9 protein-coding genes, 1 tRNA gene and 1 riboswitch are annotated in these 16,071 nt (G+C 71.6%); of the genes, 7 read left to right on the top strand and 3 right to left on the bottom strand.

The window, feature by feature from the left end:
* Positions 1–124: 124 nt before the first annotated feature.
* The gene (locus AB0K37_RS01120) at positions 125–3,595 is read left to right on the top strand and encodes an NB-ARC domain-containing protein (protein WP_363972872.1); all 3,471 of its coding nucleotides are present in this window, start codon (positions 125–127) and stop codon (positions 3,593–3,595) included.
* A 16-nt stretch (positions 3,596–3,611) separates the two neighbouring features.
* On the opposite strand, the gene AB0K37_RS01115 is transcribed toward AB0K37_RS01120, so the two are convergent.
* Together AB0K37_RS01115 and AB0K37_RS01110 are read right to left on the bottom strand one after the other, a co-directional pair.
* Entirely contained in the window at positions 3,612–3,872 is a 261-nt protein-coding gene (locus AB0K37_RS01115) for a hypothetical protein (protein WP_363972869.1), read from the bottom strand.
* 985 nt (positions 3,873–4,857) lie between these two features.
* Positions 4,858–4,931 (bottom strand) — tRNA-Pro (locus AB0K37_RS01110).
* 177 nt (positions 4,932–5,108) lie between these two features.
* Between AB0K37_RS01110 and AB0K37_RS01105 the strand changes: the two genes are divergently transcribed.
* The 6 genes from AB0K37_RS01105 (at position 5,109) to AB0K37_RS01080 (ending at position 14,484) form a co-directional block, all read left to right on the top strand.
* Positions 5,109–5,900 carry a hypothetical protein gene (locus tag AB0K37_RS01105; RefSeq protein WP_363972866.1) on the top strand — a complete coding sequence of 264 codons (792 nt, stop codon included), beginning with the start codon at positions 5,109–5,111 and terminating at the stop codon, positions 5,898–5,900.
* A gap of 228 nt (positions 5,901–6,128) precedes the next feature.
* Complete coding sequence (locus tag AB0K37_RS01100) at positions 6,129–7,976, top strand: SpoIIE family protein phosphatase (protein WP_363972863.1); 1,848 nt, start codon at positions 6,129–6,131, stop codon at positions 7,974–7,976.
* A 467-nt stretch (positions 7,977–8,443) separates the two neighbouring features.
* Positions 8,444–8,597, top strand: a riboswitch (cyclic di-AMP (ydaO/yuaA leader).
* An 11-nt stretch (positions 8,598–8,608) separates the two neighbouring features.
* Positions 8,609–9,376, top strand: coding sequence for a CHAP domain-containing protein (locus AB0K37_RS01095; protein ID WP_363972860.1), 768 nt, complete (start codon positions 8,609–8,611; stop codon positions 9,374–9,376).
* A 205-nt stretch (positions 9,377–9,581) separates the two neighbouring features.
* On the top strand, positions 9,582–12,473 hold the full coding sequence (locus AB0K37_RS01090; protein WP_363972857.1) for a CDP-glycerol glycerophosphotransferase family protein: 2,892 nt from the start codon (positions 9,582–9,584) through the stop codon (positions 12,471–12,473).
* Positions 12,457–13,821, top strand: coding sequence for a glycosyltransferase (locus AB0K37_RS01085; RefSeq protein ID WP_363972855.1), 1,365 nt, complete (start codon positions 12,457–12,459; stop codon positions 13,819–13,821). The genes AB0K37_RS01090 and AB0K37_RS01085 overlap by 17 nt, the downstream gene beginning before the upstream one ends.
* A 138-nt stretch (positions 13,822–13,959) precedes the next feature.
* Entirely contained in the window at positions 13,960–14,484 is a 525-nt protein-coding gene (locus AB0K37_RS01080; protein ID WP_363972852.1) for a hypothetical protein, read from the top strand.
* Positions 14,485–14,526: 42 nt separating this feature from the next.
* On the opposite strand, the gene AB0K37_RS01075 is transcribed toward AB0K37_RS01080, so the two are convergent.
* On the bottom strand, positions 14,527–16,071 hold the full coding sequence (locus AB0K37_RS01075) for an AMP-binding protein (protein ID WP_363972849.1): 1,545 nt from the start codon (positions 16,069–16,071) through the stop codon (positions 14,527–14,529).

The raw sequence follows: 16,071 nt of genomic DNA, 5'->3' as shown, positions 1-16,071 counted from the left end.
CGGGTGGGTGTCTGTGGCCCTCCTCTGCCAGGCCGCTCACCTCGAAATGTCTCAAGACCGCCCTGGCCGGACGGGGCCGCTGGTATCGCTTCGCAGGGTGGGAGTTTCCGGGCAGCATAGGGTCATGGCGGTACGGGGTGTGAGGCGCCGGTGGGCTGCGGCGGTCGGGGGGAGCCTGGTCATCGTCCTGGCGGTCGCGTGGACGGTGGGGTGGTCAGACGGTGACCTCGACGAGCGGCTGGAGCGGGCCAGCTGGGTCACCGGCGGACTCATCGCGGCCGCCGTGGTGGTCGCTGGGCTGGCCCGGTGGGCGTGGTTGTGGCAGACCGGGCGGCAAGAGCGGTCGCTGGTCGAGGCCGAGGGGTTCCTGGGAGCCGCCCCCCGGGCCGAGCCACGGTTCGTCCCGCGAACCGATCTGACCACCCAGGCCGTCCGGGCGCTGCGGCACGGGCGGCGCGCGGTGGCGTTCGTGGGGCTCGGGGGTGCGGGCAAGTCGACGCTGGCCACGGCGGTGTGCCGGGATCGGCGGCTGCGGCGGAAATACAAGCAGGCGACCTGGATCAAGACCGAACCCGGTGCGGATCCGGTCGCGCTGCTCACCGACCTGGCCCGCCGACTGGGCATCACCGATCCGTCCTACGCGACCGTCGAGCACGCCCGGGATGCACTGGCCAAAGAACTCGCCGGCCGGCGGTTGCTGATCGTGCTGGACAACGTGTGGACGCGCGGCCCACTGGACGCGGTGCTGGGCCTGTCGCCGGGCTGCCCGGTGCTGTTCACGACCCGAAGCCAGGACCTTGCCACCACGATCGCAGCCCTCCCGGTGCCGGTGGACGAGATGACCCAGGACCAAGCCCTCGCGGTACTGGCCAACTGGACCGGCCAGCCGGTCGACGAACTGCCCACGGCGGCGCGGAAGCTGTGCACCCGGCTACGGAACCTGGCGCTCGGTGTGGCGATGGCCGGGGCCATGGCCGCACGCGGGCGCTCGTTCGAGAACGTTTTGGCGCTCATCGAAGATGACCTGCGTAAGGTTAAGGGCGACTTCGACCCCGAGTACGAGTACCCTACCCTGCGAGCGGCCATCGACGTCGGCATCGACATCCTCCCGCAAGACCAGCGTGACCAGTATCTGCGGCTGGCGGTCTTCACCGGACGTGGCCCATTCCCCCGCGAGGCCGCGGCGGCACTCTGGCACCCGTTCCCAGGCCCCGAGGTCGACGAGCTGCTGGAGACTCTGGTCGGCCACTCACTGCTCACCACCGCAGGTAACGGCCGCTACATCGCGCACGACCTGCAGTGCGACGCCATCACCCAGCGGCTAGGCCCCGATCGGGTGCGGGACGCGCACGCCGCCCTCCTGGACGGCTACCAGGCCCGACGCCCCGGCCCATGGGTCGAGATCGCGGTCCAAGACCCGTATCTGCCCGGCAACCTGGCCTGGCACCTGCACCGGGCGGGACGCGAGAACGAGCTGGACGACCTCCTGAGTGAGGTTTCCTGGATGCACACCCGTATCACCACCGCCAGCCTGCCCGATCTCCTCGGCGACTACACCCACGCCACAGGGCTGCGCGGCCAGGCCATCCGTCGCGCGCTCATGCAGTCCGTCCTCGCGCTCACCGAGCAGGCGGAGGGTGACGTGCTCGCCGGACAACTGGCCGGCCAGCTTGCCGGACGGCTGATGGCCCACCCCGACGACGCGATCGCGACGTGGGCCGCTGCATTGACCCCGCACCTGCGGACGGCCTGGCTCCGCCCGCTGACCCCGGCCGCGCTCAACCCGATCACTGATCCGCTCGAATTGATCATCGCCGGCCCCGCTGGTTCGGTGACAGCGCTCGCCTTCAGTCCCGACGGCACCCGCATCGTCACCGGCAGCTCGATCGGCACGACACACGTTTGGGACGCCCACAGCGGTAGAGAACTCTCAACATTCAGCGACGGCTATCACGACTCGGTGAACGCGCTGGCCTTCAGCCCGGACGGCGCTCTCATTCTCGTAGGGGGCCCAGGCCGAACGGCGCGGATCTGGAACGCCCGAAATGGGCAAGGCCTCACCACTTTCACCGGTCACACCGACTGGGTGGCCGCGGCCACGTTCAGCCCTGACGGCACCCGCGTACTGACCGGCAGCTGGGACGGCACCGCACGCATCTGGGACGCGAGCACCGGCCGGAAAATCACCACCCTCGCCGGCCACACCCACGCAGTGGGCGCGGTGGCCTTTACCCCCAACGGCACGCGGGTACTCACCGGCAGCTGGGACGGCACCGCACGCATCTGGGACGCGAACACCGGCCGCGAGATCTCAACCCTCATCGGCCGCAGCTGGGTAACCGCAGTCGCTTTCAGCTCCGACCGGACCCGCGCACTTACGATCGGCATCGATGGCAAGATTCGGGTCTGGGACGCGAGCACCGGCCAAGAAGTTACCACCCTCACCGGTCCCGCCAACGGGGTGACCGCGGCCACCTTCAGTCCCGACCGCACTCGTATCCTCGTGTGCTATGACGACGGCGAGGCGCGGGTCTGGGATGCGAACACCGGCCAAAACATCACCACGCTCATCGGCCATGCCGCCGAAGTGACTGCGGTCGCCTTAGGGCCCGGTGGCAGTCGCGCGCTCACCGGCAGCCAGGACGGCACCGTACGGATTTGGACCGTTGATGCCAACCGACACTCCACCCGGACAATCGACAACACCGACTCCGTAGAGGCGATCGCCATCAGCCCCGATGGCACCCGTACGCTCACCGGCGACCGGGACGGTACGGTGCGGATCTGGGACGCTGGCAGCGGCCGCGAAGTCATCACGCTCAACAAACACGACAGCTCAGTGAAAATGGTCGGCTTCAGTCCGAACGGCACCCGCGTCGTCAGCATCGGCTGGGATTCAGTGCGAATCTCCGACGCCACTAGCGGTCGGGAACTCTCCACCCTTACCAGTTTCTACGGCGAAGTGAGCGCGGCAGCCTTCAGCCAGGATGGCACTCGCATCCTCACCAGCGGCGCGGGCGGATTGGCGCAGATCTGGGATACCAATACGGGTCAATGCCTCGCCAGGGCCGAGGACCATGACAAGGACCCGGTGACCGCCATCGCCTTCACCCCGGACGGTAGCCGCTTCCTCACCGGAGGCTTGAAGGATCCGGCGCAGGTCTGGGACTCCAGCACCGGCCGGGTGATCACCATCCTCACTCATCTCCTTTGGGTGCACTCGGTGGAGTTCAGTCCCGACGGCACCCGCATCCTCACCTGCGACGGAATAACCGCGCAGATTCGGGATGCGCAGGCCGGTCGAGAGATCGTCATCCTCCGTCACACCGACCAGGTGACCGCGTCTACCTTCAGCCCCGACGGCACCCGCGCACTCACCGTCGGCCGCGACGGCGTGATCGTAGTCTGGGACGCCGACAGCGGGCACGAGATGTGCCGGTGGTCCAGCGACAGGCCGATCCGCGACTGCAGGTTCCGCGCTGGCACGTCCGACGAGATCTTGGTCGCCGGAGACGGCCCGAAGGTCACCATTCTGCGGCTCGAAGGTGTGCGGGACGCCAGCCGTTTGGACAATGACCAGGAGTCGAGCGACTGACGACCCTTGGCGCCGGTCAGACCGGATCCCGGGCAGGCTGGAGCGCAGTCCGTGGAGCGGCCCGATCTGGCCTTCCGGCGTTGGCGCGCAGGCTGGGAATCGCCGATCCGTCGTAGGCGACGCTCGAGTTCACGGCGAGGCCGAGGTCGGCTGCGAACCGGCGGATCGGCGGCAGCCTCGTGCCGACGGCGAGCGAGCGGTCCGGGAATTGCCGGGCCAGCTGGGCCCGGAGTTGCTCGAACGGCGGCGTCGGCGAGGCCGTGTCGATGAGGATCATCGGTGGCCATGGCTCGCCGCGCCGTCGTCGCGACACCGGCGCTCCGGATCTGGATCGCCAGAGCACGATGACCGCCGCCCCCACGAGCCCCAGCGCGACTGCGTTCCACCAGCCGAACTAGTCTCCGTACAAGAAGAAGATGGCCGGCAGCGACCACGCCAGACTGGGCGCGGCGAGGGCGCGGGCGGAGAACGCCGTCGCTGGCGCGGTTGCGGACTCCAGCTTGTCCCATGACTGTGGAGACCGGATCGAGCGAAACGTTGAACCAGCTATGCCCACCGGGCCGTTTCAGGTAAATCATCAGCCGCCGTGCCATGTGCAACGCGACGTCCTGCCCGTGGTCGTCGGCGACCGGCGCGAGCGCCCGGTCCAGGCACACGCTCAGCCCGGTGCCCGTTCACACGTCGCTGTGGCGGAGGAAGACCGGGTCGGCGGCACCACGGCGCCGGGTACTCGGTGGCCCGCTGGGCGGCGGTTGACCAGTGCGTCGTAGCCAGCCCCCGAGTGGGCGGTTCGTGGCAGAGTGCGGGGATGTCTGGCGCGCGGTACGGGATGGATGCGCCTTACGGGTTCGGCTTCCGGTCAGGTTCTTTGACGGCCCACGCGGTTTGATCAGCTCGGTCTTGTACAAGCCGATCGGCGACTCCATCAATGCGTTGTCGAGCGCGTCCCGTGACGGTGCCGTGTGGAGGCGTTGATCCAGGCGTCAACCGGGTGCGTGGTGAACCGGTAAGGCATGTGTGGCGGTCCCGCGTCGCTGTGGTGCGCCAGGCTCTGTGGATGTTCACCTGAGCCCACAGCGAGGACTTGTTGACCGGTGTCATGTGCTCGGCGGGCATTTCCGGCTAGCGCGATCTATCCACTGTGACGAAAGCCGCTTTCTGGGCCCGGGCCTACGAGCCTTGGCTCCCCCTGTGGCTCCCCACCGACATCGGGGGAGCCACGAAGCGACTCCGCTTTAGCCCTCTGACCTGTATAAACTCTGTCGGGACGGCGGGATTTGAACCCACGACCCCTTGACCCCCAGTCAAGTGCGCTGCCAAACTGCGCTACGTCCCGGTGCCCGTTTGAGCGGGCGTGATTACTGTAGCGCAGTCTGCGGGGTCGTGCGTACCGAGATACGGGGGCGCGGATCTCTGGTAGGCAGGCCTGATGGTGGGTTTGCGGGCGTTGCTGGCCGGGGTCTTGGGCCTGGGGCTGGTGTGCGGGTGCGGGGACGGTGGAGGGGCTCGGACGGTGAGCGGGAGTCCTGAGCCGAAGAGGGCCGTGCCGCGGGTTCCGGAGGCGCCGTCCAGGGCGCCGGTGGTGCGGGTGCCGGTCGGGGTGCGGGCCTCGTACGAGGTGTTCGACCGGGCCGCTGGGCGGGTGGTGGTCGCGCGGGCGACGCGGCGGACGTTCCGGTCGGCCTCGGTGGTGAAGATCCTCATCGCGCTGGACTACATGGACCGGCATGAGGTGTCGGCGGCCGATCGGCGGTTGCTGGTGCCGATGCTGCGGTCGAGTGACGACGGGGCCGCCACGGAGTTCTGGCGGCGGGGCGGGCGGAAGCAGATCATCGAGCGGATGGTGCGGAAGCTGGGGCTGGAGGACACCGCGCCGCCGCCCGCGGAGAAGCCCGGGTTCTGGGGGTACACGGCGCTCAGTGCGCGGGACGTGGTTCGGATGTACCGGTATCTGCTGGAACGGGCGCCGGAGGGGCAGCGGGAGTTCGTGCTCCGGCAGTTGCGGGCGTCGACGCCCTGCGGGACGGACGGGTTCGACCAGACGTTCGGGATTCCGCGGGCGGTGAAGCGGCCGTGGGCCGTCAAGCAGGGGTGGTCGGGGTTCGGGGAGACGCCGTCGGAGCCGTGTCATGTGCGGCCGGCGGCGTGGCGGCCCGACCTGGGGCTGGGGCGGCCCGTGCTGCACACGACGGGGGTCGTGGGAGACAAGATCGTGGTGGTGCTGACGCTGCATCCGGCGGGGACGCCGTTCGGGACGGCGGCGGCGCGGATCACCTCGCTGACGCGGCAGGTGGCGCGGGTGTGACGTGGGTCACATGGTTGGGAAGGGGTCCGTTTTGAGACGGTCACCGGAAGCGGTCGGCTTCGGGCGTGAACGGAAAACCCGGGCAAAGATCTAGCCTCTTTGCAGGGACATGGGCGAATAGTCCCTCGCTGACGTATGTAGCTTTTTTCTCCCAGGGGCAGTGACGCCGAACGGGGGACGGGGTTGGCGGAAGCGGAAGGCACGCAGCCCGGGGTGCACGGTGCGGACGTGGAAGACCTCCGGGGCGCGGCGCGCGACCGGGCCGTGATGGCGGAGGCGCGGGTCGTGCTGGCCCGGCGTCTCGGCGTCCCGCCGGGCGAGGCCCTGCAGCACCTGATCTGGCTCGCGCGCGATCTGGACATCGAGATGGCCGAGGCGGCGTCGCTGCTCGTCAAGGACGGGGGCGGCGGGCCCGTGGGGGCCGTGCTGGCGGGGCGCAGGGCGCCGCGCGCCGAGGAGGTGCCCGCGGAGCGCCAGGCGGTCCTGTCGGAGGCCGAGGACGTGCTGCGCCGGGTGACGGCCGAGGACGCCGCGGGGGACGCGGAGGTCCTCGCGAGGGTGTCCGACGATCCGGCGGCGACGGCGGTGCTGGAGGGGGCGCTCGACTCGGCGGCCCACCTGGTCCCGGTGCGGGGGCCGGACGGCGCCGTGGTCGACTTCCTGTTCGCGGAGCTCAACGGCGTCGCCAAGGACATGTTCGGGCGGGGCCGGGAGGAGCTGACCGGACTGCGGCTGCTGCGGACGGACCCGGGGGCGGTGCTCAGCGGCCTGTTCGACGACTATGTCGGGGTGCTGGAGTCCGGGACGCCCTTGGAACGTTCCTCGATCCAGTACTCGACGGCTCAGCGGGGCCTGTCCCGCTCGTCGCGGATGAGTGTGCGGTGCGTGCGGGTTCCCACCGGTGTCTGCGTGACGTGGCGGTACCACCTGGCCGAGGACCGCATCGCGCGGCGGCTGGAGCGGGTCGAGCGGCTCGCCCTGATCGGGTTCGGGGAGTGGGACCTCGCCACCGGGGAGGCGGACTGGACGCCGCAGATGCTGGCCAACTACGGCCTGTCTCCCGACGAGGTGCCGCCGATGCCGCACGACCTGCCGAAGGTCGTGGCCGACGACGACCTGCCGCTGGTCGAGGAGGCCGTCCAGACCATGTTCTCGCGGCGCGAACCGGTCGAGGCGGAGCACCGCGTGATCGGCATCGACGGGGCGCCCCGCCATCTGTGGGTGTTCGCCGAGCCCGTGCTCGGCGAGTCCGGGCTGCCCGTCTCGATCAACATCGTCTCGCAGGACATCACCCGGCGGCGCGGGGTGGAGCGCGCGCTGGCCGAGACCCGGCGGCAGATGCTGCGCCAGCAGGCGCGGACGGCACAGGAGCGGCGCGTGGCGGTGACCCTGCGGCGGGCCATCCTTCCGGACGAGGACGAGATCGAGCAGCTGCCGGGCCTGTGCACCTCGATCCGCAGCATGGCGGCGGAGAGCACGGCTCGCATCGGCGGCGACTGGTTCGCGACCAAAGCCCTTCAGAACGGGCGGGCGATGTTCGCGATCGGGGACGCGGCCGGGCATGGGCTGCCGGCGGCGGCGGCGATGGCACGGGCCCGGAACGGCCTGCTGGGCCTCGCCTGCACGGGGGAGCGCCCGGGGCGGCTGGTCGGCTGGCTGAACGAGCTGATCGGCGGCATGGACCCGCCGGCGACGGGCACCGCCATCGTCGCCCACTACGACCCGTCCCGGCACGTCCTGGAGTGGACGTGCGCGGGCCATCCGCCGCCGATCCTGGTCCGGGACGGGCGGGCGACCCCGATGGAGGTCGTCCGCGACCCGATGCTCGGCGCCATGCCCGGGTGGGAGTACACGACGATCACCACCGGGCTCGAGCCGGGCGACATGCTCTTCCTCTACACCGACGGCCTGGTGGAGCGCCGGGACGCGGACCTGGACGAGCGGATCGTCCGCCTGACCCGCATCCTGCGCGACTCCTCCACGCGTCCCGACCGGGTGCTGGACGAGGTGCTGGCGCGGATGGAGCACGACCGGGCGGCGGACGACACCACGCTCTTCGCCCTTTACGTGGAGTGACCGCCCGGGCCTCGCGGTGACGAATGGCACGCCTGACCAGCGAAGATCGCCTGGTGTGACGTGCGCCTCACTCAGCGGGACGCCCGGGTGGCAGGCGGGCCGGACGGAGAACGCCGGACGCCCCCTATTCGATCTTCTTTACCTTTTCCCGAAGGCCCGGTAAGGGCGGCGGGCAAGGGGTTGGGCGCGCTTCGACAAAGATCGGGAAGAGGCGGCGCAGCCCCGGTGTTGGGAGTCTCTTGAGAGGGCTTTGAGCAGGCAAGACTTTACTTTATGCCTGGTTTGCTTTTCTTGAGAAGGTTGGTACCTTCGATCCCGAATCACGCAGCGCGTCCCATGCGTTGCCACCGGCCGCACCATGCGCGGCCGAGGATCGCGGAGCGGTATCCGCACGCGATGCGCGCCAATCGACGCGCGCCCCCTCATCAAGATCTGCCAGAGAGACATCCGTATACCTGCACCGCTCCCGCGGTGCGAGGCCGAGTCCGTCCGGTCGGTGACCGGAGCGGAGCCGGGGACCCACGTTTCTGGGGTGAATCGGCGCGCCCGAGAGTCGCGCCGTAGGGCTGCTTCCATGCCCGAATCCGTCAGCTAACCCGGTAGGCGCCATGGAAGACAAGGAGATTCCCTGCATGTCCGGTCTTTTTGATCGACTTTCGCTCAACCGCCTCACCCCCGAGGACAAGGCCGTCGGCGTCGCCGTCGGCGCGGTCCTGGCGGGCGCGGTCGGGCTCTCGGTTATCAACCCCCTCGCCGGCGGCCGCGCGGTCGCCGACACCTCCTCCCAGGCGGCGGTGGTCGCCCAGCAGGGCACCGCCGCTCACCAGTCCTCCCAGGCCAAGACGGTGAAGGCCGACAAGGCCGTCGCCGAGGCGCGGCGCGAGGGCTTCAAGGTCCCCCCGCACGCGGTCAAGCCCGCCGAAGTGATCAAGCTGGCCGAGAAGCAGGTCGGCGTCCACGAGGGCAAGGGCGGCCAGACCAAGTACCACAAGTGGTACGTCTCGACTCCGCAGGCGAAGGCCACCGCCAAGCGCGACGGCGGCTTCTCGGTCAAGGAGTACAACGGCGCCCAGTGGTGCAACATGTTCGTCTCCTGGCTCGGCGCCCAGACCGGCGTCAAGAACATGGGCTGGGACGCCTACACCGTCCAGCACGCCAGCTGGTTCAAGCAGACCGACCGCTGGGGCCACAAGGCCAAGCCGGGCGCCGTGGTGTTCTTCGACTGGCAGGACGGGTCCAAGGCCAGCATCGGTGACATCGACCACGTCGGCATCGTCGTCAAGGACAACGGCGACGGCAGCATCACCACCATCGAGGGCAACACCGACAACGCGGTGCAGAAGAAGGTCCGCGAGAAGTCGCAGGTCGTCGGCTACGGCTACCCCGACTACGCACGCTGATCCGACGCGGCCCGAGAAGGCGCACGCTTCGCGAAGGCGCCCGGCCTCCAGGCCGGGCGCCTTCTGGCGTTCCGGGTGTTGTGCCCAGAGCCTCCGGTGACGGCGGGTAATGCTAAGCGTTGACAGCCTTTGATCCCTCTTGGACCTCAGTGCGGAGTTCCTGGAAAGGAATCCAGCACGCCGGAGTCTGCGGAGGGGGATGCCCATGGCGGTGCGCCCGGATGTCAGCGTGGTGGTGATCGCCTACAACGACGCGCGGAGGCTTCCGCGGGCGGTGGCCTCGACGCTGGCGCAGTCGCTGGGCGGCGTCGAGACGTTGATCGTCGACGACGCGAGCACCGACGGGACGGGCGAGGCCGCCGACCGGCTCGCCGCCGCCCATCCGGGGCGGGTCCGGACCGTCCACCTGCCGACCAACTCCGGCGGCTGCGGCCGCCCCCGCAACACCGGGATCGAGGAGTCCACCGGCCGCTACGTGATGTTCCTCGACAGCGACGACCTGCTGGACCGGCACGCCTGCCTCAACCTCCTCGCCGCCGCCGAGGACACCGGCGCCGACATGGTCTCGGGGCTCTGCGACCGAATCTTCCTCGACCTGCCCGAGGGGGCCAAGGGGCGGATCCGCCCCTGGTACCCGTGGCTCTACCGGCACAGCGCCGTCTACGGGTCGCTCAGCGAGAACCCCGATCTCCTCTACGACACGCTCTCGACCAACAAGGCCTACCGGCGCGGCTTCCTGGAGGAGCACGGCCTGCGGTTCGTCGAGCGGCTGCACTACGAGGACCTGCTGTTCACCGCCGAGGCCTACCTGGAGGCGGGGCGGACCGCCCTGATCCCGCACCGCGTCTACAACTGGCTGGTCAAGGAGCGGACGCGGGCGCCGTCGATCTCCAACCGGCGCGCCGACCTGGCCAACTTCGCCGACCGGCTGGAGATCCACCGCCGCATCGACATGCTCTTCGCGCTGCGCGGCGCCTACGACCTGCAGCGGGCCAAGGACGTCAAGTTCGTCAACCACGACCTGGTGCTGTACCTGCGCGACCTGCGCGACCGCGACCCCGCCCACCAGGCGCGCTTCCTCGACCTGGCCGCCGCCTACCTGGCCGAGCTGGACCCGCGGGTCTTCGAGCAGGCCAACCCGCTGCCCGCGATCGCCGCGCACCTGATCCGCGAGGGCGACCACGCGGGCGCGCTCGCCGCCGCCGAGTACGACCCCGTGAAGCGTCCCGAGCTGCGCGCCCGCCTGGTGGAGCGGGACGGGCGCGTCTACTGGGGCGCCGGGCGCCCGCGCGGCACGCTCGGCCGCCGCGTCCGGGACGTCACGTCCTTCGGCTTCCATGTGCGGCCCCTCCGGGAGCTGCGCCCGGCGAACACCGTGACGCGGCTGGAGACGCGCGGCGGCCGCGTGCTCATGGCCGGCTACGTGCTGAACCCGCTGGGGCGGATCCCTCGGGGAGCGGAGCTGGCCGGGACGCTGGAGTTCCGCGACCGGCGCGGCCGCTCGCGGAAGGGGCGGGTCCGCGCGTCCGTCCGGCACGAGGGCGACCGGCTCACCTGGCGCGCCGAGTTCGACCCCGTCCGCAGGATCCGTCCCTTCGGGTTCATCGACCCCGTCTGGGACGTGCGGCTGCGCATCCGGGTGGACGGCGAGGAGGTGGTCACCCGGCTCGGCGAGGGGCGCGGGTCGCCGTCGCTCGGCGGCGTCTCGCTGCCCGTCCGGCCGCGGCTGACGCGGTTCGCGGGGGACCGGCTCCGCTCGTACGTCACCGAGGGCGGGCATCTGGCGTTCGCCCTGGAGACGGGGAGCCCGTGGGCGCGGCTCACCCGCGCCGCCGCGCGCCGCGCCGCCCTGTCGCGCCCGGCACGCCTGGCCCGCCACCGGGCCCGGGGGCTGGACCGGGCGGTGCGCCGGACCCTGACCGGCCGGAACACCAAGATCATCGTGTTCAACCGGGTGCTGAGCCGGCTGCCCGTCCGGGCCGGCCTGGCGGTCTTCGAGAGCCAGCTCGGCCGCCACTACTCCGACAACCCGAAGTACATCTACCGGGAACTGCGCAGGTCGGGCCGCCCGGTGACGGCGGTGTGGTCGTACGCCTCGTCCCCCAAGGGGTTCCCGGACGACGCCCGGCTCGTCAAGCGCGGATCGTGGGCGTACTTCCTGGCGCTCGCGCGGGCCCAGTTCTGGATCGACAACCAGGGCTTCCCGGACCGGCTGCGCAAGCGTCCCGAGACCACCTACATCCAGACCTGGCACGGGTCGGCGTTCAAGCTGATGGGGCTGGACCAGCCGCGGCTGAAGTCGGGCCCCGCGGGCGACCAGGCGCGGCTGCGGCGGATGGTGGAGCGCTTCGACTGCTTCCTGGTGCGTTCCGGGCACGACACCGAGACGCTCTGCAGCGGCCTCGGCGTGTGCGCCGAGCTGCTCCCGGTGGGCTATCCCCGCAACGACCCCCTGGTCAACGGGGTGGACGGCGACCCGGAGCTGGCCGCCGAGGTCGCGGCCCTGCGTGACTCGCTCGGCCTGGACGACGGGCGCCGCGCCGTCCTGTACGCGCCCACGTACGTCACCGGGCCGAAGGGGCGTCCCGTCCGGCTCCAGGACCCGCCTGTGGATCCGGCGGTGTTCGCGCGAGAACTGGGGGAGGAGTGCGTCCTGCTCGTGCGGCCCCACTACCTGTGCCGGGCGAACGTGCCGCCGGGCGCCCGCGCCGTCATGCGGGACGTCGGCGCGGTGCCCGACGTGACGCCGCTCCTGATGCTGGCGGACGCCCTCGTCACCGACCACTCCTCGATCATGTTCGACTTCGCCCTGCTCGACCGGCCGATCGTGCTGCACCTCCCGGACGGCAGGGACCTCGCCACCGGCTACTTCGACCTGGAGCGGCACGCCCCCGGGCCGATCACCCGGACCGAGGACGAGCTCGTCGCCGCGCTCGCCGGCCTGGACGCGGCCGGGGCCGAGCACGCCGGGCGGCGCCGCGCGTTCGCCGCGCGCTTCGGCGAGCACGAACGCGGCACCGCCGCGCGGACGGTGGTGGACCGCTACTTCCCGGCAGCGCCGAGCAGGAGGGGGAAACGCCATGGCCGTGCCGCGTGACGTCTTCATCGTGTGCAACAACGCCGACGAGATGGGCGGCCTCCAGCGGTGGGCGCACCACCTGGCGCGGCTGCTGGCCGGGCGCGGCGACCGCGTCACCCTCGTCGGGATCACGCGGGGGCCGGAGCCGTACCACCACGGCCGCGACGGCTCCTACGCCGTCGAGGTGCTGCACGGGGAGTGGGGCCCGCCCGCCCTGGCCTGGCGCCCGCGGAAGGCGCTGCAGCGGCTCGACCCCGCGGCGCGGGCCCGCGACCTGTGGCGGACGGCCGCCCAGCGGCGCGGCGCGGCGCGCCTGTCGGAGCTGTTCGCCGCCGCGCGGCCGGGGGCGGTCGTCATCGTGGCGCAGGTGTGGGCGATGGAGTGGGTGCGGCTCGCCGACACCTCCGGGCTGCGCGTCGTGGGCATGAGCCACGAGTCCTACCAGGCGACCCGCGCGTCGTCGCGGTACCGGCGGGTCAAGGAGCTCTACGCCCGCGCGGACCGGATGCTGGTGCTCACCGCCGAGGACGCCGACGCCTGGGCAAGGGACGGCATGACCAACGTGGACCACATCCCGAACGCGCTGCACGTCACGCCCGGCGTGCATCCCACGCTCGAGCTGCCGGTCGTCGCCTCCGTCGGCCGCCTGGCCTACGAGAAGGGCGTGGACCTGCTCCTGGAGGCGTGGGAGCGCGTCGCCGGACGCCATCCGGGCTGGCGGCTGCACGTCTACGGCGGCGGCCCGGACGAGGAGGACCTGCGGGCGCGGGCGGACGCCGCCGGGCTGTCCGGCTCCGTCGAGTTCCGGGGCGTGGTCTCCGACGTCGAGGAGGCGCTCGTCGAGGCGTCGGTGTTCGCGCTGCCCTCGCGGGCCGAGGGCTTCCCGATGTCGATGCTGGAGGCCATGGCGTACGGGCTGCCCACGGTGGCGTTCGACTGCGCGCCGGGCGTCCGGGCGCTGGTCGAGGACGGCCGGGACGGCCTGCTGGCCCCGCCGGGCGACGTCACCGCGTTCGCCGCCGGGCTCGGCCGGCTCATCGAGGAACCGGAGCTGCGCCGCGCTCTCGGGGCCGGCGCCCGCGCGTCGGTGTCGCGGTTCCGCCCGGACGCCGTCCTCGCCAGGTGGGACCGCCTGTTCGACCTGCTCCACCGCGGGCGCGCGGCCGCCGCGCCTGGACGCGCTCGCCTCGCTGCGCTGAGCGCCGGCGAGGGCGTCCCCGGCCGGGGTGCGGACGTACAGGACGCGGCGGCTCACCGTGCGCGTCCGCCCGGATGCGGACCGCCGGTCTCGACGCATCCTCAACGGGCCAACCATGTCTCCTGCGCGACAGGTCGGCGCATGGCGGCCCCCCATGACTGGGAATGATGCAGGCGCCCTCGCTCGTCGAAATTTCGCTCGCCCGGCTCTGAAATCGAACATATGATCGAGCGAGCGAGACGCGCAGGGACCGGCCCGGGTCGCCCGCCGGGCCGGTCGGACCTTCGACGTAAGGCGGACATGCCGATGGCGTTCTCCCCCGACGTGCTCCCAGCCGCCGTCCAAGCGATCAGCAGCGCCCCCTCCCGCCAGCATCCCGTCATCATGATCACTTGCGCCCCCGACGGGCGGCCCCGGGTCTGCGTGCCGGACTGGGGGGATCTCCGCGTCCTCGACGACCGGCGCCTGCGCGTCGCGGTCTGGCCGTCCGACCCCACCGCGGCCGACCTGGACCGCGGCACGCCCGTCCTGTTGATCGTCACGGCCCTGTCCGACGTCTACCTGGTTCACGCCACGCCCGGCCGCCTGGAGAACGCCGCCATGGTGTGGGCCCACTACGAACTCACGATCACCTCGGCGCGCCTCGCCGACCGAGGCACCGCGCCGCGCCTGCCCCGGGACGCCGAGGACACCACGGAGTACCTGACACAACGCCCCCCGAGGCGGGCCAGAACCCACCACCGCCACCCCGCCCAGCGCTCCCCCTGGGCCCGCCCTCCGGAACCCGAAGGAAAGGCAGACCACCGCCGCACCGAACGCGCCCGTCCCTGACCGGACGAGAGCCGGCGGCCGCCGCGCCGCGCCGCGGCCGGGTCAGGTGAGGTTGGAGGGGCGGGATTCCCAGTAGGGGGCGCGGAGTTGGCGTTTCAGGGTTTTGCCTGAGGGGTTGCGCGGAATTTCCGCGAGCCGGTCGAAGCCTCTGGGGGTCTTGTAGGCGGCCAGGTGCTCCCGGCAGAAGTCGCGGAGTTCGTCGTCCGTCGCGGCGGCGTCCGGCGCCGGGACGATGGCGGCGTGTACGGACTCGCCCCACTCGTCGGACGGGACGCCGAACACGGCCGCGTCGGCCACCGCCGGGTGGGCGGTGAGGACGGCCTCGATCTCGGCCGGGTAGATGTTCATCCCGCCCGAGATGATCATGTCGGTGCGGCGGTCGCAGATGTAGTAGAAGCCCTCCTCGTCGCGGTAGGCGATGTCGCCGACGGTCAGCCAGTCGCCCCGGCCGGCGTCCCGGAACTTGCCCTCCGCCTTGTAGTAGGCGTTGAAGGTGCCGGCGCCGCGCACGTAGAGGTCGCCTGGCACGTGCGGCTCCTCGATCGGCCGGCCGTCCTCGCCGAAGAGCGCGATCTCCACGCCGGGCGCGGCGCGGCCGCAGCTTCCGGGCTTGCGCATCTGGTCCTCGGGGCGCAGGACAGTGTCGACGCCGAGCTCGGTGGAGCCGTACACCTCGAACAGGGAGCCGTCGCCGATCCGGTCGACGTACCGGCGCTTGAGCTCGAACGGCCACGGGGCGGCGTTGGCGATGACGCGCCGCAGCGAGGAGAGGTCCCTGCGGCGGATCGTCTCCTCCGGCAGGTCCACCACGCGGCGGATCGGGGTCGGCGCGGAGAACGTGGTGGTCACCCGGTGCCGCTCGACCAGGTCCAGCCAGCGTTCGGGGTCGAAGTCGCGCATCACGACCACGGTCCCGCCCATGAGCTGCACGATCAGCATGAAGCTCATCGGGCCCGAGTGGTAGAGCGGGCCGGTCGTGAGGTAGACGTCGCCGGGCTCGAAGCCGATCTCGCCGACCAGCCCGAGGACCAGGGCCGGGTCGGGCTCGCCCCGCACGACGCCCTTCGGCTTGCCGGTCGTCCCGGAGGTGTAGAACATCGAGGTGCCCGCCGCCGGGTCGGCGCCGCGGGCGACGGGCTCGGCGCCCGGGCTCCGGTCGGCCAGGGCGTCGAGCGAGGACGCCCAGTCCGGCGGCGCGGAGCCCCAGGCGAGCCAGGCGCGGACGCCGGCCGCCCGGCCGCGGGCCGCTTCGAGCTGGGGGGCCTGCTCGGCGTCGAACACCACCAGCGCGGCGTCGGCGTTCTCGACGACGTAGGTCGTCTCCTCCGGCGTGAGGCGGTAGTTGAGCGGGACGCCGACGGCCCCGCACTTGCGCAGGGCCGAGATCAGCGCGACGACCTCGGTGCTGTTGCGGCCGCACCACACGACCTTGGTCCCGGCCCGGACGCCGTGCTCGACCAGCAGGTTGGCGTACCGGTTCACCAGGGTGTTGAACTCCGGGTAGGTCAGGCGCCGCTCGTCCTCGACGACCGCGATCTTCGAGGGGGCGGCGGCGGCCATCGCCGCCAGCGGGTCTTCGGCGGGCAT

This window comes from Actinomadura sp. NPDC049753 (assembly GCF_040674655.1).
Taxonomy (GTDB): Bacteria; Actinomycetota; Actinomycetes; order Streptosporangiales; family Streptosporangiaceae; genus Spirillospora; species Spirillospora verrucosospora.
Note: the sequence above shows the minus strand (reverse complement) of the source record. Positions and strands in the feature narration are given on the sequence as shown.